Source organism: Vibrio sp. 10N.261.51.F12 (assembly GCF_041471725.1).
Taxonomy (GTDB): domain Bacteria; phylum Pseudomonadota; class Gammaproteobacteria; order Enterobacterales; family Vibrionaceae; genus Vibrio.
Genome location: NZ_JBFROV010000001.1, coordinates 140682 through 166288, shown reverse-complemented (window position 1 = coordinate 166288; position 25607 = coordinate 140682). Strand labels below are relative to the sequence as shown.

Genomic DNA, 25607 nt, shown 5'->3' with positions numbered 1-25607 from the left:
ACCTGTGTTGTCTCTTACTGATTTAACAAACAAAAAAATCCCGCTCGAGAGCGGGATTTTTTAAACTAGAGTTCAGCGATAACTAAAGCTTGGCTATTCGTTAGAACCTAGTTATCCATTAGAACTTAGCTAGTAGCTGGTGCTTCATGACCTTATGCTTTCGCTGCGTTCACTTGAGCATGCAGCTCTTGAACTGAGGTCACTGATGTTTTCGCATCAGCCGTGTGAGCCATACACGTTGCAAACGCTGCATTTAGCGTTGTGGTGTAGTTCACTTTCTCTGCCAAAGCGCCGCGACGAAGAACTTTAGAATCTTCAATAGCTTGACGACCAGCCGCCGTGTTCACAATGTAGGTGTACTCATTATTCTTGATACGGTCAAGAATGTGAGGACGACCTTCGTGTACTTTGTTTACTAGACGTGGGTTGATGCCCGCTTCGCCTAAAATCACTGCCGTACCGTGAGTGGCATCCAACTGGTAACCTAGTTTCGTTAGCTTAGAAGCAAGGTCAACCACGCGTTCTTTATCGCCTTCACGAACAGAAAGCAGTGCACGACCACCTTCAGGGTAAACGTGACCACAGCCTAGCTCGGCTTTCGAGTAAGCTTCAGCAAACGTTGCACCCACACCCATCACTTCACCAGTAGAGCGCATTTCTGGGCCTAGTAGTGGGTCAACACCAGGGAATTTGTTGAACGGAAGCACCACTTCTTTCACTGAGTAGTATGGTGGGATGATTTCTTTCGTAAAGCCTTGAGACTCTAACGATTGACCCGCCATAACACGAGCGGCAATCTTAGCGACTGCTGCGCCTGTTGCTTTCGATACGAACGGTACGGTACGCGCTGCACGAGGGTTAACCTCGATGAGGTACACTTCGTTGTTCTTAACAGCAAACTGCGTATTCATTAGACCACGAACACCCAACTCGAACGCTAGCTTTTCAACTTGCTCACGCATAACGTCTTGGATTTCTTGGCTTAGCGTGTAAGCAGGAAGAGAACATGCTGAGTCACCTGAGTGAACACCCGCTTGCTCGATATGCTCCATGATACCCGCAATAACAACGCGCTCACCGTCACAAATCGCATCAACGTCTACTTCAATTGCATCATCTAGGAAGCTATCAAGTAATACTGGAGATTCGTTTGATACGCTGACTGCTTCGTTGAAGTAGCGACGTAGGTCTTGCTCATCGTAGACGATTTCCATCGCACGACCACCAAGAACGTAAGAAGGACGTACAACCAATGGGAAGCCGATTTCACGAGATTTCTCTACCGCTTGCTCCATGGTGGTTACTGTCGCGTTTTCTGGCTGAAGTAGGCCTAGACGGTCTACAGCAACTTGGAAACGCTCACGATCTTCTGCACGGTCGATGGCGTCTGGGCTAGTACCAATGATTGGTACGCCAGCTGCTTCAAGCTCACGAGCCAGTTTCAGTGGTGTTTGACCACCGTACTGAACGATAACGCCTTTTGGCTTCTCAACACGAACAATGGCGAGTACATCTTCCAGAGTTACTGGTTCGAAGTACAGACGGTCAGACGTATCGTAATCTGTCGAAACAGTCTCAGGGTTACAGTTAACCATGATAGTTTCGTAGCCATCTTCACGTAGTGCTAGTGATGCGTGTACACAACAGTAGTCAAATTCAATACCTTGGCCGATACGGTTTGGACCGCCGCCTAGAATCATGATCTTGTCTTTGTCTGTTGGGTTTGCTTCACACTCGTCATCGTAAGATGAGTACATGTAAGCCGTATCTGAAGAGAACTCAGCCGCACACGTATCTACACGCTTGTATACCGGGTGAATATCGTATTGGTCACGTAGACGACGAATTTCACTCTCCGCTACACCTAGAATCTTAGATAGGCGCGCATCTGCAAAACCTTTACGCTTAAGCTTGTTTAGCTCGTCTTTATTTAGACCAGCAAAGCCTTTCGCTTTAAGTTCTTGCTCTAGCTTAACGATGTCTTCGATTTGAACGAGGAACCAACGGTCGATTTGCGTTAGGTTGAATACACCATCGACTGACATACCAGCACGGAATGCATCAGCGATGTACCAGATACGGTCAGAACCGGCTTCTTTAAGCTCATGGCGAATCGTTGTTAGAGCATCTGGTGCGTCTAGGTCAACCATTTCGTCAAAACCAGTTGCGCCAACTTCTAGACCGCGAAGTGCTTTTTGTAGAGATTCTTGTTGGTTACGGCCGATAGCCATCACTTCACCAACCGACTTCATTTGCGTCGTTAGACGGTCGTTAGCACCTGCAAACTTCTCGAAGTTAAAACGAGGAATCTTAGTGACTACGTAGTCGATGGTTGGTTCGAATGATGCTGGCGTTGCGCCACCAGTGATATCATTCATTAGCTCGTCTAGCGTGAAGCCAACCGCCAGTTTCGCTGCAATCTTAGCGATTGGGAAACCTGTTGCTTTAGACGCGAGGGCTGAAGAGCGAGATACACGTGGGTTCATCTCGATGATAACCATACGACCATCAACAGGGTTGATACCAAACTGTACGTTTGAACCACCTGTTTCAACGCCAATCTCACGCAGTACTGCTAAAGAAGCATTACGCATCAATTGGTATTCTTTGTCTGTCAGCGTTTGAGCTGGAGCCACGGTGATTGAGTCACCCGTGTGAATACCCATTGGGTCGAAGTTTTCAATCGCACATACGATGATGCAGTTGTCGTTTTTATCACGAACCACTTCCATCTCGTATTCTTTCCAACCGATAAGTGATTCATCGATTAGAAGCTCGTTAGTTGGAGATAAGTCCAAACCACGACGACAGATTTCTTCAAATTCTTCTTTGTTGTAAGCGATACCGCCGCCTGTACCACCCATCGTAAACGATGGACGAATGATACAAGGGAAACCAACCAATTCTTGAACTTTATAAGCTTCTTCCATGGTTTTTGCAGTATCAGCCGTTGGACATTCAAGACCAATCGCTTTCATTGCTTTATCAAAGCGTGAACGGTCTTCTGCTTTATCGATAGCGTCAGCCGTTGCACCAATCATCTCTACGCCGAACTCTTCAAGTACGCCGTATTTTTCTAAATCTAACGCACAGTTCAATGCAGTTTGGCCGCCCATTGTCGGTAGAACTGCATCTGGCTTCTCTTTAGCGATGATGTTACGAACCACTTCCCATTGGATAGGCTCGATGTAAGTCGCATCGGCCATGTCAGGGTCAGTCATGATTGTCGCTGGGTTCGAGTTTACAAGAATAACTCGGTAACCTTCTTCGCGAAGTGCTTTACAAGCTTGAGCACCAGAGTAATCAAACTCACATGCTTGGCCGATAACGATCGGACCAGCACCTAGAATTAGAACACTTTTAATGTCAGTACGTTTTGGCATTATCTACTACTCCGGATTACGCTGTGTGCTGTTTAATTAATTCAATGAAGTGGTCGAATAGCGGTGCCGCATCTTCTGGACCTGGGCTTGCTTCAGGGTGACCTTGGAAGCTGAATGCTGGTTTGTCTGTACGGTGAATACCTTGTAGAGAACCATCAAATAGTGATTTGTGCGTTGCACGTAGTGTCTCTGGAAGGGTTTCTTCGTCAGCAGCAAAGCCGTGGTTTTGCGAAGTAATCATCACAACATCACGATCTAAATCTTTAACCGGGTGGTTTGCACCGTGGTGACCAAACTTCATCTTCACTGTCTTAGCGCCTGACGCAAGAGCAAGAATCTGGTGACCTAGACAGATACCGAAGATTGGTAAGCCTTTTTCTAGGAACACTTTTGTCGCTTCAATTGCGTAAGTACATGGTTCTGGATCACCAGGGCCATTGGAAAGGAAAACACCGTCTGGGTTCAGAGCGAGTACTTCTTCAGCAGAAGTTTCAGCAGGAACAACCGTTAGGCGGCAGCCGCGGTCAACAAGCATTCGTAAGATGTTTCGTTTTGCACCGAAGTCATAAGCAACAACGTGGAATGGCAATTCACTGTCTGCTTTCGCCTCAGGAAGTCCACCTGTAAGCGTCCACGAACCTTGTTTCCATTGATACGCTTCTTTCGTTGTCACTTCCTTCGCAAGATCCATACCTTTAAGGCCAGGGAATTCTTTTGCTTTAGCAAGCGCTAGAGCCTCGTCGATGTTGTTACCTGCAACAACACAGCCATTCTGAGCACCTTTTTCACGTAGAATGCGCGTCAACTTACGAGTATCAATGTCCGCAATACCAACGATATTTTGCGACTTAAGATAATCAGAAAGAGACTGTTCATTACGGAAGTTAGAAGCAACGAGAGGGAGGTCGCGAATCACAAGGCCTTGTGCGTGGATAGCTGAAGATTCTTCATCTTCTGAGTTAGTTCCAGTGTTGCCAATGTGAGGATAGGTAAGAGTAACGATCTGTTGAGAATAGGATGGATCAGTGAGGATTTCTTGGTACCCCGTCATCGAGGTATTAAAAACAACTTCACCGACGGATAACCCGTCTGCTCCAATGGACGTACCGTGGAACATCGTCCCATCTTCTAGGACTAACAGTGCTGGTTTACTCAAGATAACCTCCAGAATAAAGATGCAAAAATTATAAATTAAATTTCAATGCTGACTCCCTCTTTAATGGCTAAAAGGACCATTAGGGTGTACAGACAAATTGGCGGTATTCTAATTATCACTGTGATGAGTGTCAACAATAAGATAAAAATAAAACTAAGTTTTATTGCATCTGAACTCGTTTACGCCTTAAACCCTCAAAAAAACACATTTTAAGAACGAAATTCAACCAGTTATCCAGAATCAATTATTTCGGGTCTCACATTCACACAGGAAAGATATCAATATTTCACATATTGAAACGCAAACGTTAAGCATGCACAGTAAACGTATAAAAACGAGCGTTAATGCCAATTACTTAACCCAAGACTCCATTATAACTACCTAAAACTGCAGAAGTGTTGATTTATTGCTCATTCTCATCACATTGTGATAATTATAGTTTTCAATAACACCGTCGAACGAAAGAAGCATAACTATGTAGTTTCACTCTTAGACGGTAATCAAAATAAAAACAAAAAAAAAGCACTCACAATGAGTGCTTTCTCGTTAAATTTGGTCTAAACCGAGAACTTCCGTCATGGTATAGAAACCGGCAGGTTTGTCACCAAGCCAAACGGCCGCCTTCACAGCCCCATTTGCAAACGTCATTCGATCCGTGGCCTTGTGTGTAATCTCAACACGCTCACCAATATCAGCAAACATAGCGGTATGTTCACCGATAATATCGCCTGCTCGAATGGTGGCAAAGCCAATCTCGTCACGGGTACGCTCACCAGTAATACCTTCGCGGGCATAGACGGCTACATCGTTTAACTCGCTCCCCATAGCGCCAGCAATCGCTTCACCCATACCTATCGCAGTGCCTGATGGTGCATCGACTTTATGACGGTGATGTGCCTCAACAATTTCAACATCACAATAGTCTCCCATCACCTTCGCCGCTTTCTCAAGCAACTTAAAGACAAGGTTCACACCCACACTGTAGTTAGGGGCCATCACTAAAGGAACCAATTTTGAAGCTTCATCGATCTGGGCTTTCTCTTCTTCAGAAAAGCCTGTCGTACCGATAATCATCTTCTTACCATGCTGTTGGCATAGTGCGAGGTTTGCAAGGGTACTTTTTGGTGCAGTAAAATCGATAATGACATCAAAGCTATCGATCGACTTTGCTAAATCATCAACCAAGGCGACGTTAAATCGCCCTTCACCACATAATTCACCAACATCAACACCCACAAGGGACGACTCAGGCCTTTCTGAGCCAGCACCGACTGTGGCATATTCATTATGAAACGTTGCTTTTACTAAGTTACGGCCCATTCGGCCCGCTGCTCCTGCAATCGCAATTCTTACCATTGCGTTATTCTCCGTTGATTATTTTCTACCAATGTAACGTAAAGCATTTCCGCTCGCTAGGGGCTTGAGTTCGTTACGAGTATTTTTCGATCACTTTATTGAGTATCGGGATATTCGCGTCGGGAAAAGCGTAATCGTTAAGTGTTGCTATCTCAACCCATCGCCCCTGCTGCCCTTCCTTCCCAAATGGCTCACGATTAAAAGCGTTGATCTCAAAGAAATCAAACGCAAGTGACTTGTCAGCATAGTCATGCAACAAGTGTTCAAACAGCGCAATCTCGGTAACTTGGATATCAATCTCTTCGAACAATTCACGCTTTATTGCGGCTTCTGCACTTTCACTCGATTCAACTTTACCACCCGGAAATTCCCAAAACCCACCCTGATGAGCTTTATCTGGCCGTTTAGTAATATAGACCTCAGATTTATCAGTATTAAAAATAATACCCGCAACAATGTGTACTCGTTTCATTAAGCTTCCTTTGCAAAAAGAGCCGCTAAAGCGGCTCTTTTTAATACATCATGATTTAGTTAATCTGACCATGGCATTGTTTATATTTCTTGCCAGAGCCACAAGGACAAGGCTCGTTGCGGCCTACCTTTCGCTCATCACGAACAACAGGTTGCTGACCATCATCACTGCTCTCTTCATTAGGATCAGCGAGTTGGTTTTCAGCCGTCGCATGTTGCGGTTGAGCACGACGAGCGACCTCTTCCGCCTGAGCTTGACGCTGCGCTTCCATTTGCTCAACTTCTTCTTGCTGCTGAACTCGTACTTTAGACAAGATAGTCACGACATCGAGTTTTAGAGATTCAAGCAGCTCTTCGAACAACTCAAATGACTCGCGCTTATACTCTTGTTTCGGGTTTTTCTGAGCATAACCACGTAAATGGATACCTTGACGTAGGTGATCCATTGCAGCCAAATGCTCTTTCCAAAGCGTATCAAGCGTTTGCAACATGACAGATTTTTCGAAGTTACGCAGTACTGAAGCACCAACCGTTTCTTCTTTCTGGTTGTAAACCGAGACCGCTGTCTCCAGAATCTTCTCTCGAAGTGCTTCTTCGTAAAGCTTATCGTCTTCTTCTAACCAGGTTTTAATTGGTAGATCTAAATCAAAGTCATTTTTCAGGCGCTCTTGAAGACCTTCAACATCCCACATATCTTCTAAAGACTGTGGTGCAATATATTCATCGATAACCGCGGTAAAGACATCTTGGCGATTATGCTCAAGCATTTCGCGAATGTCTTCAGCTGTCATCAACTCATCACGAAGTTCGTAAACCACTTTACGTTGGTCATTCGCAACGTCATCAAATTCAAGTAGCTGCTTACGAATATCGAAGTTACGGCCTTCTACTTTACGCTGGGCTTTTTCAATTGAGCGAGACAACATTTTACTCTCAATCGCTTCACCTTCGTCCATGCCACTTTGAATCAAACCAGCCATACGGTCTGACGTAAAGATACGGAGTAACTGATCTTCCATAGAAAGATAAAAACGCGAAGAACCCGCATCCCCTTGACGACCCGAACGACCACGCAGCTGGTTATCGATACGGCGAGATTCGTGACGCTCAGTACCGATGATATGCAGACCACCTGACTCGAGAACTTTATCGTGCACCACTCGCCACTCGGCTTTTATTGCATCAATTTGCTCTTGCGTTGGATTACCTAACGCTTCTGCCTGTGCCTGCCAGCTACCACCAAGCACGATATCCGTACCACGGCCTGCCATGTTTGTTGCAATCGTAACCGCACCAGGCGTACCCGCTTCAGCGACAATTTCAGCTTCTCTTTCATGGAACTTAGCATTAAGGACGTTGTGTTTTACTTTCGCCTCTTTCAATGCGTTAGATAATAACTCGGATTTCTCAATCGAAACTGTACCAACAAGAATAGGCTGGCCATTGGCCGCACGCTCTTTTATATCCTCAATGATCGCATTGAACTTTTCAGTTTCTGTACGATAGACGACATCTGGCATGTCATTACGAACCATTGGCTTATTGGTTGGAATAACAACGGTTTCTAAGCCGTAGATAGATTGAAACTCAAATGCTTCAGTATCGGCCGTACCTGTCATACCAGACAATTTTTCATACAAACGGAAAAAGTTCTGGAACGTGATCGAGGCTAGCGTTTGGTTTTCATTTTGAATTTTAACGCCTTCTTTTGCCTCTACAGCTTGATGAAGACCTTCTGACCAGCGACGGCCAGGCATTGTACGTCCAGTGTGCTCGTCGACAATAACGACCTCACCTTCTTCCGTCACAATGTAGTCTACGTTCACTTCAAACAACACATGTGCGCGTAAAGCCGCGTTCACATGGTGAAGCAAACTGATGTTAGTTGGAGAATACAACGTATCGCCTTCTACCATCATTTCATTTTTGATCAGTAGTTCTTCAACGAACTCCTGGCCAGTTTCGGTCAGGTGTACCTGTTTCGATTTTTCATCGACCGTATAGTGCCCGTCACCACGATACTCTTCAGAGTCTTCTTGGTCTTGAACTTGAAGGTGTGGGATTAGCGTATTAATTTTGGTGTAAAGCTCTGAGCTATCTTCAGCAGGGCCAGAGATAATCAGTGGTGTACGAGCCTCATCGATAAGGATGGAATCCACTTCATCGACAACAGCAAAAAATCGAGCGCGCTGTACACGGTCTTCAACGCGGAAAGCCATGTTGTCACGTAAATAATCGAAACCAAATTCATTATTGGTCCCGTAAAGGATATCAGCTTGATATGCTTCTTTTTTCTCTTGCGGGTGCATGTTTGGGACGTTAACACCAACGGTCATACCCAAAAATTCAAACAAAGCTCGGTTTGTTTCGGCATCACGTTTCGCAAGATAATCGTTGACCGTAACGATGTGTACGCCTTTACCAGGCAAGGCATTGAGATAAGCAGGAAGTGTTGCCGTCAGTGTTTTACCTTCACCCGTTCGCATTTCTGCGATCTGGCCTGAATTCAACACCATGCCACCGATCAATTGAACGTCAAAGTGGCGCATACCGAATACGCGTTTAGATGCCTCACGAACGGTCGCAAAAGCTTCTGGCAAAATGTTATCGAGAGATTCGCCTTTATCCAGTCTCTCACGAAACTCAATAGTCTTAGCTTTTAGGTCATCATCATTGAGTGACTCAAATTGAGGCTCGTAGCTATTAATTTCTTTAACAATTTTTCTTAGTCGACGCAAAGTTCTGTCGTTGCGACTACCAATGACCTTAGTCAGTAGCTTAGTAATCATTGTGTATTTTTTCTCTCTACTATTAGATCATTCCGACCTATTAAAATTGCCTTCCGTCTCGACTGAGGTCTATTGACCCAAGAGAGATAAAATCTATATAAGCTGATATTGCGTTCAAACTTCTAAATTTCAAGGCAGACTTACCAATTAATGGACATAGTGTAAGGAATTTTTGACCTAACAACCAAGTAACTAGGCAAACTTAACCCATTTTTTTGATGTATTTGGAAGTTTTTGCATATAACGTGTTTAAAAAAGTAAATTGTCGCTGAAATAAGGCCAAGACGATATAGATGAAATGTTGTTAAAAACGCAATCTTATCATGCACCATGAGTCTTAATGCATGAGTCACTGATCACCATACTGTTTGAATATCTTATCGCGCGGCACGGCAAAGGGATCACATGGACCTGGCAATATGCCGCCGCCTCAGTGTCAATATTTGCGAAAACAATAAGGCTTAAGGTCATTGCTGTCGGACACTTCTCATGGACCCAAACGCAAAAAAGTCAGGCATAAGCCTGACTTTTTATTTAATTCTCTATTGGTTCTACGCAAGAACCATCGCTGGGTCAGCAAAAGCAACTGGAGAGCCAGCTTCTTCTTCAAACGTCGCCCATTCCCACGCTTCCTGGTCGGCTAAAACTGCTCTCAGAAGTTGGTTATTGAGACCGTGGCCTGATTTGTATGCTGAGAACTCACCAACAATAGCATGTCCTGCCATATACAAATCACCGATGGCGTCTAGAACTTTATGTGTCACAAATTCGTTTTCAAAACGAAGACCTTCTTCATTAAGAATTCGGTATTCATCAAGAACGATCGCACAATTAAAGCTTCCACCTAAACATAGGTTCTGAGATTGAAGATACTCAATATCGCGCATAAAACCAAAAGTACGAGCTCGCGAGATTTCTTTCACAAAGCCTTGAGAAGAAAAATCGAACTTCAGGCGTTGCTCATCAGAGTCTATTGCCGGGTGGTTAAACTCGATCTCAAAGTCCATACGGAAACCGTTATAAGGACGAAGCTCTGCCCATTTGTCGTCATCTTCAAAGCGCACAGGTTTCTTGATACGTATAAAACGCTTCGGAGCATTTTGCACTTCAATACCAGCTTGCTGAAGTAGGTAAACAAACGGACTCGCACTGCCATCCATAATTGGGATTTCAGGTGCGTCAACTTCTACGATGATATTATCAACACCCATACCCGCTAGAGCAGCACTGAGGTGCTCCACGGTAGAGATACGAATACCTTCATCGTTAACCAGAGCGGTACATAGCACTGTATCACGCACTGATAATGGGTCTGCAGGGAAATCGACCGGCGGATTTATGTCTGTACGACGATAAATTATGCCAGTGTTAGCCGCAGCTGGACGTAGAGTTAGTGTTACTTTACGGCCAGAGTGGAGTCCCACCCCCACTGTAGTCACTATTTCTTTCAGCGTACGTTGTTTGATCATCTGCAAACCTCTTTATCTACGTTACATATCACAGTTGATTATGTAAGCAACCGCGAATCCTACCAGAATTTTGAGCTATGTCAAATTCGAGCGGATTAGCTAGTCCGCTTGACGACGTAAAAATGCTGGGATATCTAAGTAGCCATTTTCTTTCTCAGGCTTAGGTACAGCATTATTTGCTGATCCCGTAGACGTGTTCACCGTTGGTGTTGTCTGCGGTTTAACCTCTGGCTTCTCATGAGCATTAACATGCACATTTGGTGCCACTTTCTCTTCCACTTTTGCCGCTTGAGCTTGAACCGCAGCTTGTGGTTGAGCTGTAGTTACTGGCGCTTTACCACCGGCAACCAAAGTGATATCTGGTTTACGCTCATTGCCGATACCAGTAGCAACAACCGTCACTCGGATCTCATCACTCATATCTGGGTCAAGAGAGGTACCAATAACAACCGTTGCGTTATCAGAAGCAAACGCTTTAACCGTATTACCAACCGTTTCAAACTCATCTAGGCGCATATCTAGACCAGCAGTGATATTCACAAGAACACCACGAGCACCAGCAAGATCGATGTCTTCTAGAAGTGGGCTAGAGATTGCCATCTCTGCCGCTTCTTCAGCTCGGTCTTCACCTTTCGCTACACCACTACCCATCATTGCATGTCCCATTTCGGACATCACAGTACGAACATCGGCGAAATCGACGTTGATCATACCTGGGCGAGTAATCAGTTCTGCAATACCTTGAACCGCATTCTTAAGGACGTCATTCGCACTAGCGAATGCTTCGAGTAGCGTGACACCGCGACCCAATACTTTAAGAAGTTTTTCGTTTGGAATCGTAATCAAAGAATCGACGTGCTTAGAAAGCTCTTCAATGCCTTGTTCTGCGAATGCTAAACGTTTTTTACCTTCAAAGCTAAATGGCTTAGTCACAACGGCAACCGTTAGGATACCAAGCTCTTTCGCCACTTCTGCAATCACTGGAGCAGCACCTGTACCGGTACCACCACCCATTCCTGCTGCAATAAACACCATATCGGCGCCTGTAATGCTTTCTTTAATTCTTTCTTTGTCTTCTAGAGCTGCATCACGTCCAACTTGAGGGTTTGCACCTGCTCCCAAGCCTTTTGTGATATCACCACCAATTTGAATGACGTGGTTAATACTCGTTTTGCGGAGTGCTTGTGCATCTGTATTTACACTGATGAAATCGACCCCTTCGATCGATTCGCGCACCATGTGTTCAACAGCGTTACCACCGCCACCGCCAACTCCAACTACCTTGATTACCGCTTCGTCAGACATTTCCATCATCGGTTCAAACATTTGTTATCTCCGTTTCCCTGCAACTCAGGTTAAAACTCTTTTTGTATCCAATTCCGCAATTTACCGAATAGTGTCGACACCGATTGACGTTTTGGTTCGTTATAATCATTGTCGTCATTAATCTGACTATCTCTTGCGTAATGAAGTAATCCTACGGCCGTCGAATGATACGGCTCCTTAACATAGTCCGTGAGACCACTAACCTCGAGAGGTTTGCCAACACGAACTTGGTTGCGAAAAACGCGCTCGGCGCATTCAACAACCCCTTCAATTTGCGCGGCACCGCCTGTTAAGACAACACCTGCAGCGAGGTGATGTTTAACACCACTCTCCCTCAATTTAATTTGTACATTATCAATGGTTTGATTGACTAGCCCCATTAACTCTGTATAGCGTGGTTCAATCACTTCTGCCAGCGTTTGACGCTGCAAACTGCGAGAAGGTCGGCCTCCAACACTAGGCACATTCACTGTATCGTCTTTACTGACCAATTCACTCAATGCACAACCGTGTTTTACCTTGATTTCTTCAGCATCACTCAACGGTGTTCCAAACGCAAATGCAATATCACTGGTCACTGCATTTCCAGCATATGAAAAAACCTCGGTATGTCGTAGAGCACCACCAGTCCAAATGGAAACATCCATTGTTCCAGCACCAATATCCACGACACAAACGCCTAACTCTCGTTCGTCTTCCGTAATCACAGCATTACTTGATGCTAGACCTGAGAATACGAGCTGTTCGACTTTTAACCCACAACGCTCTACCGCTTTGATGATATTTCTAGCCATATCGTTATGGCAAGAAATCAAATGAACGCTGACTTCCATACGAACACCAGATAAACCAAGAGGGTTTTTTATCCCTTCTTGATAGTCTATGGTAAATTCTTGCGGAATTACATGCAGAATACGTTGTTCATCACCAATTTTTATAGATTTAGCGGTATGTATCGCCCGATCCATATCATCTTGTGACACTTCTTCTTCAGAAATGGTTCCCATACCTTTTTCGATACGGCTAGCAATATGACGACCAGATAAAGAGATAAAGACGTTTGTGATCTTACATTCAGCCATAAGCTCAGCTTGATCTATGGCACGTTGTACTGACTTAACGACAGACTCAAGATCATTAACACCGCCTTTGTCCATCCCACGAGATGGGCTGGAGCCGGCACCAATAATGTTAACCTGACCATCTGGTAGAATTTCTCCCACCAAAGCCGACACGGTAGCAGTGCCTATATCAAGACCGACAATCAAATTGTCATCCATGGTCTTAGTCATCTGTACTCTCTTATTCTAAAGTTTCATTTACCATTTAAACCACTCGCTTTAATTATAATTAAAGGTAATAGCGGCTTAATTGCAAGACTGAATTTATGTATCAGCACTCTGAATTGCTGATACATAACGCCAGTCGCTAACTTGCGACATTCTGTTTTGCTTCTTTACCGCCATTTTCTGTTGATTCATCGACGGGAAACCAACCAACAGCGGCACCAGTATCGTATCGTAAATCAATATAGCTGACCTCAGATACCTTGTCGCCCAGACGTTGATAAAGAAAAATAAAACGCTGCAGACGATCGTTTAGCGCATCTTTACCTAACTCAACCCTAATACCATTGCTTAAAATGACCTGCCAAGCACGGCGCTCATTTAATACCAAAGATGAAATAGTCAGGCCTAATGTCGCCAGTTTTTTATTACTTTCTCTGTAGGCGTTAAGGACTTTTAATTCTGTCCCTGTCGGTCCATAGAGCTTCACTTTTTCTTCTTCTATACGAGAGACGTCGCCATTGAAAACAACCCCCGACGCGTCCAACATCTCGATACCATTCCAAATAGCACTGGCTTGATATTCCGTTAAGAAGACTTTTACCGTATCAGGCCATTGCTTTCTTACCGACGCTTGAGATACCCATTCAATATTCTCCACACTCGATTGTAATACATTGATATCTTGCGACATAAATGTACCGATATGATCAAGGTGGGCAAATGCATCTTGCACATCTTTCGCCGACACGTGCGTCAGGTCTCCCTGCAATACAATCTTAGACAAAGGTAGGCGCTGATCATCCCACATCCAGCTAATTGTGGCATAAAGTCCAGAACCAATAGCAGTGAGCACGATAAATAAAAACACCAATCCTAATCCATGTTGATTCAACAGGGTGGACGATTTATCGTTTATAGCGCTGCTTGCCGAAGTTCTTGTCAACTCATCAGTCCCCAATTTACTGCTCTTCGCTTTCTAACATTGTGGAGTCAGAGTCTAACCTACTGTCTATAACCTTAGGATTATACTAACGAATATAAAACTATCAAATACTCAAGAGCATAAAACTGAAGATTTGAGTATGAAATTCGCTAAAAAATAGGCTTGGGTAACTCAATAAGTTAAAACCAAGCCGTACAGCGTACTTTTATTTAATAAAATACACAATAACTAACGAGCATTGTTTTGCATCGTTTTAATATTCAATTCCATCGTTTGTAATTGCTTGGCTACTTTACCTATGTCACCAGCGCCTTGCGTCAGGACTAAGTCTCCGTCTTGCAAAAGATTGGATAAAACTGATGGTAAGTTGTTCATTTCTGGCACAAAAACAGGATCTAACTTGCCGCGAGTTCGTATTGTTCGGCATAACGCTCGCCCGTCAGCACCAACAATAGGTGTCTCACCCGCTGAATAGACATCAAGCATGACTAAAACATCCACCTGCTCTAGCACATTCGCAAAATCTTCATACAAGTCGCGGGTTCGGCTATAGCGATGCGGTTGGAATATCATGACCAGTCGTTTATCACTCCACCCATTACGCGCCGCTTTGATAGTGACATCGACTTCCGTAGGATGATGACCATAATCGTCCACCAGCATGACGTCACCATTACCGGTATCAAATTCACCAAGGTGTTCAAACCTGCGTCCAGTCCCTTCCGTCCCTAACATTGCTTTCACAATGGCTTCATCTGAAATGTTATCTTCAGTGGCAACAGCAATAGCCGCTGACGCATTGAGCGCATTATGTTCACCCGGAATATTTAATGTAATATCAAGGTTTTCTCGGTCTTTTCTGACAACCGTAAATTTGCCCTGTTGACCTTGCTGTCGATAATTCTCAATACGAACATCTGCATCTTCGGAAAATCCATACGTAATAACCTGACGGCTGATTCGTGGAATGAGTTCTCGAACGACAGGATCATCGACACATACGACGGCTTGACCGTAAAAAGGTAAGTTGTGTAGGAAATCAATAAACGTTTGTTTCAGCGTATCAAAGTCACCACCATAGGTATCCATGTGGTCGGCTTCAATATTGGTAACAATACTAACCATTGGCTGAAGATGCAGGAACGATGCATCGCTTTCATCCGCCTCTGCAATCAAGATACGACTTGATCCCAGACGCGCATTCGTACCCGCACTCTTCACTAACCCACCATTCACAAACGTTGGATCCATACCCGCTTCTGAATAAATCTGAGTCACTAACGCTGTGGTGGTCGTTTTACCATGTGTCCCAGCAACCGCAATCCCATGACGAAATCGCATTAGCTCCGCTAACATTTCTGCACGTTGTACCACAGGAATACGCAGCTCTTTCGCTGCCAATAGCTCAGGGTTTTCAGCGCTAATCGCCGTAGAGACCACCACGACACTGGCTTGATCAATATTGCTGGCTTGGTGACCACGATAAATCGTCGCCCCTTTATCTTGCAGACGTTCCGTCACCGCATTACTGCCTAGGTCTGAGCCTGTGATCTGATACCCTTCGTTGAGTAAAACCTCGGCAATACCGCTCATACCGGCACCGCCAATACCCACGAAATGAATCGTCTTCACGCGTCTCATCTCCGGTACTAAAGCGCGAATCTGTGCTAAATCTTGTTTGTGCTGCTGTGTCATTAAAAACGTCTCATTAATCTAATTTTGTTAATTCAATAATTTCGTTGGCAACGCGTGTATCTGCATCAAGTTTAGCGGCTTTTCGAGCATTAATCGCTAAAGTGACGAGTTGCGCTCGGTCTAAATTTGAGATTTGCGATGCTAGAGCGTCCACGGTTAAATCCGGCTGCTCAATCATATATGCGGCACCGCTATGGACTAAGTGATCGCCATTTAGTGCTTGTTGTCGGTCTTTATGCATGAAAGGAACAAAAATGGCCCCAACGCCTACTGCCGCCAGTTCCGATACCGTCAAGGCACCAGAGCGGCAAACAACTAAATCTGCCCACTGGTACGCCGCCGACACATCATCAATAAAATCACTGACACTGGCCTTTGCTACACCGCACGCTTGGTAGTCCTGGCTAACTAATGCCTGGTTGCCTTTACCTGCTTGGTGACGAACCTCATAGCCTGCTCCCAGTTTTTTAAGCACCGGCGGTAGCGTTTTATTGAGGATCTGAGCACCTTGACTGCCACCCATCACGAGAATGCGGATGTCTCCTTCACGATTTCTCAGGCGAGATTCTGGTCGCTCGATATTAAGCAAGTCTTGACGAACTGGGTTGCCGACAACTTCCGCATTTGGAAACGCACCAGGAAACGCCTGGAACACTTTTTGGGCAATCTTAGATAACCAATTATTCGTTAAGCCCGCCACACCATTTTGCTCATGCAGCACGACAGGGATGCCCAAACTCCAAGCCGCAATACCGCCTGGACCACTGACATACCCTCCCATACCAAGCACGGCATCAGGTTGCCAATGCTTGAGATGCGATCTTGCTTGCAAGATCGCACTACAAATCTGGAACGGCGCTTTCAGCAACTTGACCAGTCCTTGCCCACGCAAACCTTTCACCTTGATAAAGTCGATCTCGATACCATGCTTTGGAACCAGATCAGCTTCCATTCGGTCTGCAGTACCCAACCAGCGAATATCCCAACCTTGTTCTTGTAGCCTTTTTGCCACAGCAAGACCAGGAAATACATGACCACCGGTACCACCAGCCATCACCATCAATCGTTTATTTTTCTTCATTTTTAACGTCTTTTTCTTGTGGCTTTAATTCAGGTTTTTCTGGAGTTGAGGTCTCAGGTAACAAGCGACACTCATAGTCAACCCTTAGCAAAATCGAGACCGCAACTGACATAATAATAAGACTTGACCCGCCGTAACTGATTAGGGGCAATGTCAGTCCTTTAGTCGGCACCATGCCCGCCGCTGCGCCTACATTAACCAGCGTTTGAAAAGCAAACCATATACCGATAGCAAAAGAAAGGTAACCACCAAAGAGTTGTTGTTTTTCAAATGCTCTTTTACCAATAAAGAGCGCTTTAATCACTAAGCCAAACACCAACATTAACACTAGGACCACACCTATGTAGCCCAGCTCTTCTGCTAAAACAGCAAACACAAAATCGGTATGTGCTTCCGGTAAATATTCCAACTTTTGAATAGAGTTACCCAGTCCTTGCCCCATCCAGTTACCGCGTCCGAACGCCATTAATGACTGAGTCAGCTGATAACCGCTTCCAAACGGATCTTCCCAAGGGTCTAAGAATGAGGTCACTCGTCGAACTCGGTATGGCTCAACCAAAATCAGTCCGATAACAGCACTCACACCTGCGACAAATAGCGCAATAAATTGAGATAGCTTTGCACCAGCAATGAACAACATGCCAAACAACGTCACGAGCATTACGACCACTGAGCCTAAGTCCGGTTGGCCAAGTAGCAATACCGCAAGTGTGGTAAATACCATGATAGGTTTGATAAACCCACCAAAAAAAGACCGCCTAACTTCATCTTGTTTTCTAACTAAGTAGCCGGACATGAATATAAACAGAGCGAGCTTGGCGACCTCAGCCGGCTGAAGGTTAAATAGCCCTAATGGGATCCAACGGGAAGCGCCATTCACTGACTTACCCACCACCAATACAACCACCAGTAGCACGATAGAGATAGCGAGAAGGTAAGAGCTATATTGGAACCATTTCTTTACCGGTACTTGTAATACGACCGATGAAACCGCAATCGCCAAACATAAAAAAATGGCATGCCTGAACATAAAGTGAAACGGTTGATCGGTAAGGCGAGAGCTAATTGGGAAAGAGGCAGACGTCACCATGACTAGGCCAGTCATCATCAAGCCTAACGCTAACCAGACAAGCTGTCTGTCGTAGAGCGTCTTCGGCGCTGCTGTACCAAGCCAATCTGATGTACGTTGTTTTACTTGATGAAACATATCGGCACGTCCGTGTTAACTCACTTGTCGCGAATATTGTTTAGCCAATGCTGAAAAATGGTCACCACGAGCCATGAAATTTGCAAACTGATCGAAGCTCGCGCAAGCCGGCGAAAGCATCACCATATCGCCCTGCTTGAGCGTGGGTGTAATATGGGCCAAAACCTCGTCCAATGTATCGAATCGCTGAGCACTCGAATGTAACGACGTAAACAATTCACCGTCACGCCCAAAGCAACAAAGCGATACATTGAGTTGTGAAAGGGGATCAGAAAGTGCGCTAAAGTCTGCGCCTTTCCCTTCACCACCAAGCAACAAGTAAAGGTGCCCTTCTAAGACTAAGCCAGATAATGCCGCCAATGTGCTCGCCACATTCGTCGCCTTAGAGTCATTCACCCATGTCACACCATTTTCTTTGGCGACAACCTGACAACGATGGCTAAGTCCTGAATATTGGATCAGCGCCTCACTTGAGCGACGATAATCCACCCCAGCGAGTTTTAACAAAGCACATGCGACTAAGGCATTAGACCAATTGTGTTTTCCAACAATGTTCAACATACTGGCGTCAACAATCGGCTCACCGTTGTCCATTAACCAAGTCGTACCATTTTGCTGCTGCATACCAAACGCTTGGTTATCAAAACCAAAGGTGTGTAGGTGCCCAGTATAACGTTCAGGATCAGGGTAGGTTTCAGGTTCTAACCTATTCACTAACGCATTATCAGAATGCAAGAATATACGCTGTTTGGCGAGCGCATAATCATCCATCCCTTGATAGCGATCCATGTGGTCTTCAGAAAGATTCAAGAAGGCTGATGCTATCGTTTTTAGACTCGAGGTTGTTTCTAGCTGGAAGCTCGAAAGTTCAAGGACATAAAGATCCGCATCCAGTTGCAATAAATCTAAAGCTGGGACACCAATATTGCCCCCGACACCAACCTTCAAGCCTGCGGCCTTTGCTAGCTCACCAGTCAGATCTGTGACGGTGCTTTTACCGTTAGATCCAGTAATCGCGATGACTGGCTTAGTGTTCGCCCAAGCAAATAGTTCAATATCACCAACAACGGGGATATCCAGCGCCATGGCTGTCGCTATCTCAGGGGTTGCCAGCGCAATACCAGGATTACACACAATCAAATCTGCTTCATTGAGCCATTGCTGCTCAAAGCTGCCACAATGCAAGTCAATGCCTTGAGGCAGTGTGTCGGCGCCTGGTGGCTGCGCCCGAGAATCCATAACACGTATTCGAAGTGAGTGCGGGATTTGTTGTAAGTGATTAACGACAGAGAGCCCGGTAATACCGAGCCCAACGACCACCACGTTACGAATGTCTTGCCAACGTTCCATGCTTACTGTTCCTACCACGAATTAACGTACTTTCAGTGTCGCCAAGCCAATGAGCACCAAAACAATCGAGATGATCCAAAATCGCACGATAACGCGAGGCTCTGGCCAGCCTTTCAATTCATAGTGATGGTGTATTGGTGCCATGCGGAAGATACGTTGACCACGCAATTTGTATGAACCTACCTGCAATATCACCGACAGGGTCTCCATAACAAATACCCCTCCCATGATCACTAACACAAACTCTTGACGGACCAATACCGCAATAACGCCGAGTGCACCACCCAAGGCCAGCGAACCCACATCGCCCATGAACACTTGGGCAGGGTAAGTATTAAACCAAAGGAAACCAAGGCCAGCCCCAACGATGGCAGTACAAACCACCACTAGCTCAGACGTATATGGGATATGGGGGATATGCAGGTAATTGGCAAAATTCACGTTACCCGTTGCCCAGGCAATCACAGCAAAACCTGCTGCCACCAATACCGTTGGCATAATAGCTAAGCCATCAAGACCATCGGTCAGGTTGACGGCATTACTGGTTCCAACAATAACGAAATAAGTAAAGACGATATAGAACAGCCCCATTTGAGGCATAATATCTTTGAAAAATGGTACAACAAGCTGCGTAGCCGCCGTATCTTGGCCATGTGCGTACAGTGCAAATGCAACCACCAACGCAATCACAGACTGCCAAAAATACTTCCAACGAGCTATCAAGCCGTCCGTGTTCTTACGTACGACTTTACGATAATCATCGACAAAACCAACGGCGCCAAAACCCAGCAATACCACCAAGACAGCCCATACGTAAGGATTGGTCAAATCTGACCAAAGCAAGACCGTAAACGTAATCGTAAATAAGATCATCACACCACCCATTGTTGGTGTGCCACGCTTACTAAAGTGAGATTCTGGACCTTCGTTTCGCACCACTTGGCCAATTTGCAGCATTTGCAATTTGGCAATCATTTTAGGCCCCATCCATAAAGACAGCCCAAGCGCGGTTAACACACTGACAATCGCTCTAAATGACAGGTATTCGAAAAGACGAAAGAAAGAAAAGTATGGCTGGAGTAGCTCAGCAAGCCAAATGATCATGAAAAATTCTCCTTCAGTGCCGTCGCGATCTTGAACATACCAGCACTGTTCGCCCCTTTCACCAACAAGGTGTGAGAGGTCTGATTTAATAATAGTAGATGTTGCTCAATGTAATCGAGCATAACGTCGTGACTTTGGAAATGCATACCACTGCAAAGGTCACTGATGACTTTCGCATCTTCACCATAGGTTAAAACATGGTCGAATGCGAAAGGTGCAGCATGTTGTCCGACTTCTTTGTGAAGTGCAAGGCTTTCATGCCCCAATTCTGCCATGTTGCCCAAAATCAACCAGCGCTCTCCATTGAACTGCGAGAGTAGGTCTACCGCGGCTTTCATGGCCGGTACGCTGGCATTGTAACTGTCATCAATCAAGGTAATGGTCTCGGTGAGTTTTTCTACCTCGACACGTCCTTTGACCTTATTCAAGGTTTTCAACCCTAGCTGAATCTGTAATAACGAGCTATCGCATTGCACCGCTAACGCTGCAGAGGCAATGGCGTTACTGACATTATGAAGACCGATCAAACCAAGCTCTATCGCAACTTGCCCAATAGGCGTGTGCAGTGTAAAGGACGAACTCCCTTGCGATGACATTACTATGTCAGAAGCGAAGTAGTCTGCGTCAGGGTTTTGCTGGGCAAAAGTCACCACTTTTTTATCGCTTAAGACATCATTCCATAACTCGCCACCCTGGCTGTCGAGATTCACCAAGGCGGTTCCAGATGGCTCTAAGCCTTGGTATATCTCACCCTTAGCTTGCTTTACGCCTTGTAGAGAACCAAACCCTTCTAGATGGGCCTCAGCCACATTATTTACAATGGCAATATCAGGATGAGTCAACTGTGTCGTGTAGGCAATTTCACCCACATGATTTGCGCCCATCTCAATGACAGAGAAGTCATCATTTTCCGTGCTTCTTAATAACGTCAGCGGAACACCAATATCATTATTAAAGTTCCCAGCCGTATAGAGAACTTGCCCTTGTTGGTTAAGGATACTTGCCACCATTTCTTTAACCGTTGTCTTCCCGCAGCTGCCTGTAATGCCAATCGTTTTAGCGGTTTTAGACTGTCTATTTTTAGATTTCGCTTGCTGATGAACGTATTCACCAAGGTGACCGAGCGCCTTTAATGAGTCGTCAACCACAATTTGTGTCACATCAACATCAAGTTTTCTCTCGACAATAACGGCGACAGCGCCGCTATCCTTAGCGTGAACGACAAAATCATGTGCATCGAATCGCTCACCGACCAAGGCGATAAATAATGCACCTTGCTCAATCGCTCGGGTATCGGTTGTCACGGCCTCGATCAACATTTCAGGGCCTGCACACTTGGTATGCTCACCGACCATCAAGGTGCCACCTACCGCACGGGTAATGTCAGATAACGTCAGCGTAATCATATTCGACTCCTATCACAATTCGATTTCTAGTAGGGTAGCAGCCGACTCACGATCGGAATAATGGACCGATTTTTGACCGATGATTTGATAGTCTTCATGGCCCTTGCCGGCGAGTAAAATGATATCCGACGTACCCGCTTGGGCTAAGGCTATTTTAGCTGCCTCAAAACGACTGTGCTCAATCATAGCCGCTGCCGGTTTTTTCATCCCTGCTAACATGTCATCCACGATCGCCGATGGCATTTCGCCACGTGGGTTATCATCACTGAGAACGACATAATCAGCCAACTGCTCAGCTATCGATGCCATCATTGGACGCTTGCCTTTGTCGCGATCGCCACCACAACCAACAATGACCCAAAGCTTACCCTCGCAATGAACGCGCAACGCTTGCAATGCTTTTTCCAAAGCATCAGGTGTATGGGCGTAATCGACAACTATTTTAGGCTTGTTAGCGACTTGGAATAGCTCCATGCGTCCTAACACAGGCTGAAGATTTTTAGCACATTCAATCAGCTGCATTTTATCAAAGCCCAGGCGTAATAAAGCGGCAAACGCCAACATCACATTGCAGGCATTAAACTGACCAATGAGCGGCGCTTGAAGCTCGCCGGAACCAAAACAGCCCTCAAAACGCACGGTAATGCCACTTTCACTGTACTGAACATTACTCGCCCACAGTGATTGCTCGCCTTTTTGAAGGCCATTAACCGACACCGCTATCGCATCTGGACGCGCTTCTAGCCAACGCATGCCGACATCGTCATCGATATTAAACACCGCATGTTTGCATTGATGAGCGGTAAATAACAATTTCTTCGCGGTTTCGTACTCGCCCATCGTGCCATGGTAATCCAAGTGGTCACGACTTAGGTTGGTAAAGATACCTAGCGTAAAGGGAACAGCAGCAATGCGCCCTTGAACCAAGCCATGAGAAGATACCTCCATTGCCGTGTAGGCCGCCCCTTGAGCATCAAGTTTTGATAATGTTTTCTGGACTTCAATGGCGTTACCCGTGGTATTTTTTGCCACTTCTAGCTGCTGCAAAAAACCATTACCTGTCGTGCCCATGACGGCAGCGGGGTGACCAAGTAATTCAAACCATTGCGCGATTAATTGCGCGATTGTGGTTTTTCCATTCGTGCCAGTAATACCTATCACCGATTGTTGGTAACGGTATAAACGCGCAGCAAGCTCCGAAAGAAAGCGACCAAGATCGTAGAGATAGATAACGGGAGAAGCCCCCGACGTATCTACTTGACCATGCTGGCTTTCATCGGTGGTTTGAGCAATCACACTCGTCGCACCAGCGGCCAGCGCATTGTCAATAAATCGACGACCATCGACCTCATGACCAATAATGGCGACAAACGTGTCCCCCGCTTCTATCGCTCGACTATCCAGCTCAAGGTTTGAGACCATGATGTTTTTGAGTGCATCATTGGGAACTACGTCGTTATCGACATTAAGCCAAGGCTCAAGTAACGCGGTTAATGTCAAAGGCGTCAACATAAGAATCACTCACTTATTTTTGAAACTGATTTTCGTCAGGCGCCACATTAAGAATCTGTAACGCCCCTTTCATAATTTCTGAGAACACAGGTCCTGCCACCGAACCGCCATAATATTGATCACCTTGCGGTTCATTAATCACCACAACCAAAGCAACCTTAGGGTGACTCACGGGTGCAATACCGGCCGTTAATGCCACATACTCATCGCTGTAGCCTCCGGCACTGGCTTTACGCGAGGTACCCGTTTTAGCCGCGACTCGATAACCCGGTACCGCCGCTCGTGTCGCCGTACCACCGGGTTGAGTCACCCCCTCAAGGTAATGTAGGACTTGCTGGGCATTGTCATGGTCCATGACTTGTTTCGAGAGGTCTTGCTGATTATTTTCTATGATGTGTACTGGTTGATACAGACCCGCATTGCCTAACGTGGCATAAGCGTGCGCCAACTGTAACGGCGTAATGGAGATACCATAGCCAAACGCGAGTGTCGCAATTTCAAACTTTGACCAGCGACGACGGTTAGGGAAAATACCCGACGCTTCTCCTACAAGGTTAAGGCCAGATACCTGCCCAAACCCGATAGAGCTGTACATGCCTAATAAGGCTTCCAGTGGCATATCAAGTGCCAACTTAGCAACACCGATATTACTCGATTTTTGTAAGATTTTTGCCAGATCAGCCTTGCCAACCTTGGAGGTGTCACGTACCCGGCTACCTCCAATTTGCATGATGCCATTACCCGTATCGATCACGGTTTTATCATTGGCAGTACCCGCCTCTAATGCCGCAAGCACCACAAACGGTTTCACGGTTGAACCTGGTTCCAGTGAATCGGTGATCACTCGATTTCGCATCGTAAATGATTGGCGAGAGCTTCGATTATTGGGGTTGTATGACGGCGCGTTGACCATTGCCAATACCGCGCCACTCTCTACATCAATCATCACCGCACTACCAGAGGTGGCGCGATAATCTGCAACAGCCTGTTTAACCGCCCGATAGGCAATGGCTTGTAAACGCTGATCAATAGTTAATTCAAGTGGCTTGCCTTCTTCTCGTTCTTCAAGAGAAATATTTTCGACAACACGACCATAGCGATCTTTGCGAATAATTCGCTTACCGGCTTCGCCAGTGAGCCATTTATCATAGCTACGCTCAACCCCTTCTAAGCCGTGACCATCGATACCCGTGACACCAACAAGATGAGAGCTCACTTCTCCGGCGGGATAATAACGACGAGATTCCGCCTTTAACCCGATTCCGGATAGCTTGAGCTCCTTAATGTATTTAGCCATCGCCGGGCTTACTTGGCGCTGCAGGTATATAAAGCGGCGCGATTTATTCTTGTTAATCTTGGTGATTAAGCCTTTGCGGTCAAGGCCAAGAACATCGGCAAGGGCATGCCAACGATCAATTTCGTCAAAGCCGCCATTCTTAAATATCGTAGCGGGATCGGCCCAGACAGCTTGTACTGGGACACTGACCGCTAATGGTTCACCATTTCGGTCGGAAATAATTCCGCGAGCCGATGGCAACGCCTTCACTCGAACCGTACGCAAGTCCCCTTGTTTGATCAGGTTATCTGGCTCAATCACCTGGATATAACCAATACGAGCAAGCAGCGCAAAGAAAATGACAATGATAGCTCCTAGTACCGTGCGAAAGCGCCAAGGAATGATCGTTGGTGGTGGAGATTGCGGTGGTGTTTTTTTCTTGGGAGGGTTCGTCGCTTTTTTGCTTGTCATTTGAGAGAAACCACTACTTCCTTGCTCGCATCAGGACGATGCATATCAAGCTCTTGCTTCGCCATAGCCTGAACACGACTATGTTCTGAGAGCGCATTCTCTTCCAACAACAAATTTCGCCATTCGTTATCAAGTCGATCACGCTCTTGCAATGCCATGTCTTTTTCATTCACCGCTTGTCGAGTATGGTGGGTGGCGAATACCACCCCCATTGCCGTGGCAAAAATAAGCATAAGAATAATAAGTGGCACTCGACCGACGGTTAAGAGGTCAAACAGTATCACTTTGGCGAGATTATGCTTAGTTTCGTTAGACATCCGGCT

General features: G+C 45.7%; 18 protein-coding genes. All 18 read right to left on the bottom strand.

Going from position 1 to position 25607, the window contains the following annotated elements; genetic code table 11:
- Window positions 1-152: 152 nt before the first annotated feature.
- A complete protein-coding gene (gene carB / locus AB4405_RS00720; RefSeq protein WP_102468346.1) occupies window positions 153-3383 on the bottom strand; it encodes a carbamoyl-phosphate synthase large subunit in 3231 nt (1076 codons plus the stop codon).
- A gap of 16 nt (window positions 3384-3399) precedes the next feature.
- Window positions 3400-4539: a glutamine-hydrolyzing carbamoyl-phosphate synthase small subunit gene (gene carA, locus AB4405_RS00715; protein ID WP_372059229.1), complete on the bottom strand. Its 1140-nt coding sequence runs from the start codon at window positions 4537-4539 to the stop codon at window positions 3400-3402.
- A 546-nt stretch (window positions 4540-5085) separates the two neighbouring features.
- A complete protein-coding gene (dapB, locus tag AB4405_RS00710) occupies window positions 5086-5895 on the bottom strand; it encodes a 4-hydroxy-tetrahydrodipicolinate reductase (RefSeq protein WP_372059228.1) in 810 nt (269 codons plus the stop codon).
- Window positions 5896-5968: 73 nt separating this feature from the next.
- Window positions 5969-6367 (bottom strand): 8-oxo-dGTP diphosphatase MutT, encoded by a 399-nt coding sequence (mutT, locus tag AB4405_RS00705; protein WP_102468343.1) that lies wholly within the window; start codon window positions 6365-6367, stop codon window positions 5969-5971.
- A 55-nt stretch (window positions 6368-6422) separates the two neighbouring features.
- Window positions 6423-9155 (bottom strand): preprotein translocase subunit SecA, encoded by a 2733-nt coding sequence (secA, locus tag AB4405_RS00700; protein WP_372059227.1) that lies wholly within the window; start codon window positions 9153-9155, stop codon window positions 6423-6425.
- 551 nt (window positions 9156-9706) lie between these two features.
- On the bottom strand, window positions 9707-10624 hold the full coding sequence (gene lpxC, locus AB4405_RS00695) for a UDP-3-O-acyl-N-acetylglucosamine deacetylase (RefSeq protein ID WP_102468341.1): 918 nt from the start codon (window positions 10622-10624) through the stop codon (window positions 9707-9709).
- Between the two features lie 99 nt (window positions 10625-10723).
- Complete coding sequence (gene ftsZ / locus AB4405_RS00690) at window positions 10724-11950, bottom strand: cell division protein FtsZ (RefSeq protein WP_372059226.1); 1227 nt, start codon at window positions 11948-11950, stop codon at window positions 10724-10726.
- A 29-nt stretch (window positions 11951-11979) separates the two neighbouring features.
- The gene (gene ftsA, locus AB4405_RS00685; protein WP_372059225.1) at window positions 11980-13242 is read right to left on the bottom strand and encodes a cell division protein FtsA; all 1263 of its coding nucleotides are present in this window, start codon (window positions 13240-13242) and stop codon (window positions 11980-11982) included.
- A 136-nt stretch (window positions 13243-13378) separates the two neighbouring features.
- A complete protein-coding gene (locus AB4405_RS00680; protein ID WP_372059224.1) occupies window positions 13379-14182 on the bottom strand; it encodes a cell division protein FtsQ/DivIB in 804 nt (267 codons plus the stop codon).
- Window positions 14183-14410: 228 nt separating this feature from the next.
- Complete coding sequence (gene murC / locus AB4405_RS00675; protein ID WP_372059223.1) at window positions 14411-15877, bottom strand: UDP-N-acetylmuramate--L-alanine ligase; 1467 nt, start codon at window positions 15875-15877, stop codon at window positions 14411-14413.
- A gap of 13 nt (window positions 15878-15890) precedes the next feature.
- Complete coding sequence (gene murG, locus AB4405_RS00670; RefSeq protein WP_372059222.1) at window positions 15891-16958, bottom strand: undecaprenyldiphospho-muramoylpentapeptide beta-N-acetylglucosaminyltransferase; 1068 nt, start codon at window positions 16956-16958, stop codon at window positions 15891-15893.
- A complete protein-coding gene (ftsW, locus tag AB4405_RS00665; RefSeq protein ID WP_102468336.1) occupies window positions 16945-18165 on the bottom strand; it encodes a cell division protein FtsW in 1221 nt (406 codons plus the stop codon). Before ftsW ends, murG begins: the two co-directional genes overlap by 14 nt.
- 15 nt (window positions 18166-18180) lie before the next feature.
- Complete coding sequence (gene murD / locus AB4405_RS00660) at window positions 18181-19515, bottom strand: UDP-N-acetylmuramoyl-L-alanine--D-glutamate ligase (protein WP_372059221.1); 1335 nt, start codon at window positions 19513-19515, stop codon at window positions 18181-18183.
- 21 nt (window positions 19516-19536) lie between these two features.
- Window positions 19537-20619 (bottom strand): phospho-N-acetylmuramoyl-pentapeptide-transferase, encoded by a 1083-nt coding sequence (mraY, locus tag AB4405_RS00655; RefSeq protein WP_102468334.1) that lies wholly within the window; start codon window positions 20617-20619, stop codon window positions 19537-19539.
- Window positions 20616-22025 (bottom strand): UDP-N-acetylmuramoyl-tripeptide--D-alanyl-D-alanine ligase, encoded by a 1410-nt coding sequence (gene murF / locus AB4405_RS00650; protein WP_372059220.1) that lies wholly within the window; start codon window positions 22023-22025, stop codon window positions 20616-20618. The genes mraY and murF overlap by 4 nt, the downstream gene beginning before the upstream one ends.
- Window positions 22026-22037: 12 nt before the next feature.
- The gene (gene murE / locus AB4405_RS00645) at window positions 22038-23537 is read right to left on the bottom strand and encodes a UDP-N-acetylmuramoyl-L-alanyl-D-glutamate--2,6-diaminopimelate ligase (RefSeq protein WP_372059219.1); all 1500 of its coding nucleotides are present in this window, start codon (window positions 23535-23537) and stop codon (window positions 22038-22040) included.
- A 13-nt stretch (window positions 23538-23550) separates the two neighbouring features.
- Window positions 23551-25284, bottom strand: a complete 1734-nt coding sequence (locus tag AB4405_RS00640; protein ID WP_372059218.1) for a penicillin-binding transpeptidase domain-containing protein — start codon at window positions 25282-25284, stop codon at window positions 23551-23553.
- Window positions 25281-25601 (bottom strand): cell division protein FtsL, encoded by a 321-nt coding sequence (ftsL, locus tag AB4405_RS00635; protein ID WP_102468330.1) that lies wholly within the window; start codon window positions 25599-25601, stop codon window positions 25281-25283. Before ftsL ends, AB4405_RS00640 begins: the two co-directional genes overlap by 4 nt.
- Window positions 25602-25607 lie beyond the last annotated feature (6 nt).

What these genes read in the sequence shown, in the direction of transcription:
- murG (WP_372059222.1), bottom strand. Translation starts at nt 16,958, where the DNA reads ATGAAGAAAAATAAACGATTGATGGTGATGGCTGGTGGTACCGGTGGT.
- murF (WP_372059220.1), bottom strand. Translation starts at nt 22,025, where the DNA reads ATGATTACGCTGACGTTATCTGACATTACCCGTGCGGTAGGTGGCACC.
- ftsZ (WP_372059226.1), bottom strand. Translation starts at nt 11,950, where the DNA reads ATGTTTGAACCGATGATGGAAATGTCTGACGAAGCGGTAATCAAGGTA.
- murC (WP_372059223.1), bottom strand. Translation starts at nt 15,877, where the DNA reads ATGACACAGCAGCACAAACAAGATTTAGCACAGATTCGCGCTTTAGTA.
- secA (WP_372059227.1), bottom strand. Translation starts at nt 9,155, where the DNA reads ATGATTACTAAGCTACTGACTAAGGTCATTGGTAGTCGCAACGACAGA.
- carB (WP_102468346.1), bottom strand. Translation starts at nt 3,383, where the DNA reads ATGCCAAAACGTACTGACATTAAAAGTGTTCTAATTCTAGGTGCTGGT.
- ftsL (WP_102468330.1), bottom strand. Translation starts at nt 25,601, where the DNA reads ATGTCTAACGAAACTAAGCATAATCTCGCCAAAGTGATACTGTTTGAC.
- ftsA (WP_372059225.1), bottom strand. Translation starts at nt 13,242, where the DNA reads ATGACTAAGACCATGGATGACAATTTGATTGTCGGTCTTGATATAGGC.
- ftsW (WP_102468336.1), bottom strand. Translation starts at nt 18,165, where the DNA reads ATGTTTCATCAAGTAAAACAACGTACATCAGATTGGCTTGGTACAGCA.
- dapB (WP_372059228.1), bottom strand. Translation starts at nt 5,895, where the DNA reads ATGGTAAGAATTGCGATTGCAGGAGCAGCGGGCCGAATGGGCCGTAAC.
- lpxC (WP_102468341.1), bottom strand. Translation starts at nt 10,624, where the DNA reads ATGATCAAACAACGTACGCTGAAAGAAATAGTGACTACAGTGGGGGTG.
- murD (WP_372059221.1), bottom strand. Translation starts at nt 19,515, where the DNA reads ATGGAACGTTGGCAAGACATTCGTAACGTGGTGGTCGTTGGGCTCGGT.
- mraY (WP_102468334.1), bottom strand. Translation starts at nt 20,619, where the DNA reads ATGATCATTTGGCTTGCTGAGCTACTCCAGCCATACTTTTCTTTCTTT.
- murE (WP_372059219.1), bottom strand. Translation starts at nt 23,537, where the DNA reads ATGTTGACGCCTTTGACATTAACCGCGTTACTTGAGCCTTGGCTTAAT.
- mutT (WP_102468343.1), bottom strand. Translation starts at nt 6,367, where the DNA reads ATGAAACGAGTACACATTGTTGCGGGTATTATTTTTAATACTGATAAA.
- AB4405_RS00640 (WP_372059218.1), bottom strand. Translation starts at nt 25,284, where the DNA reads ATGACAAGCAAAAAAGCGACGAACCCTCCCAAGAAAAAAACACCACCG.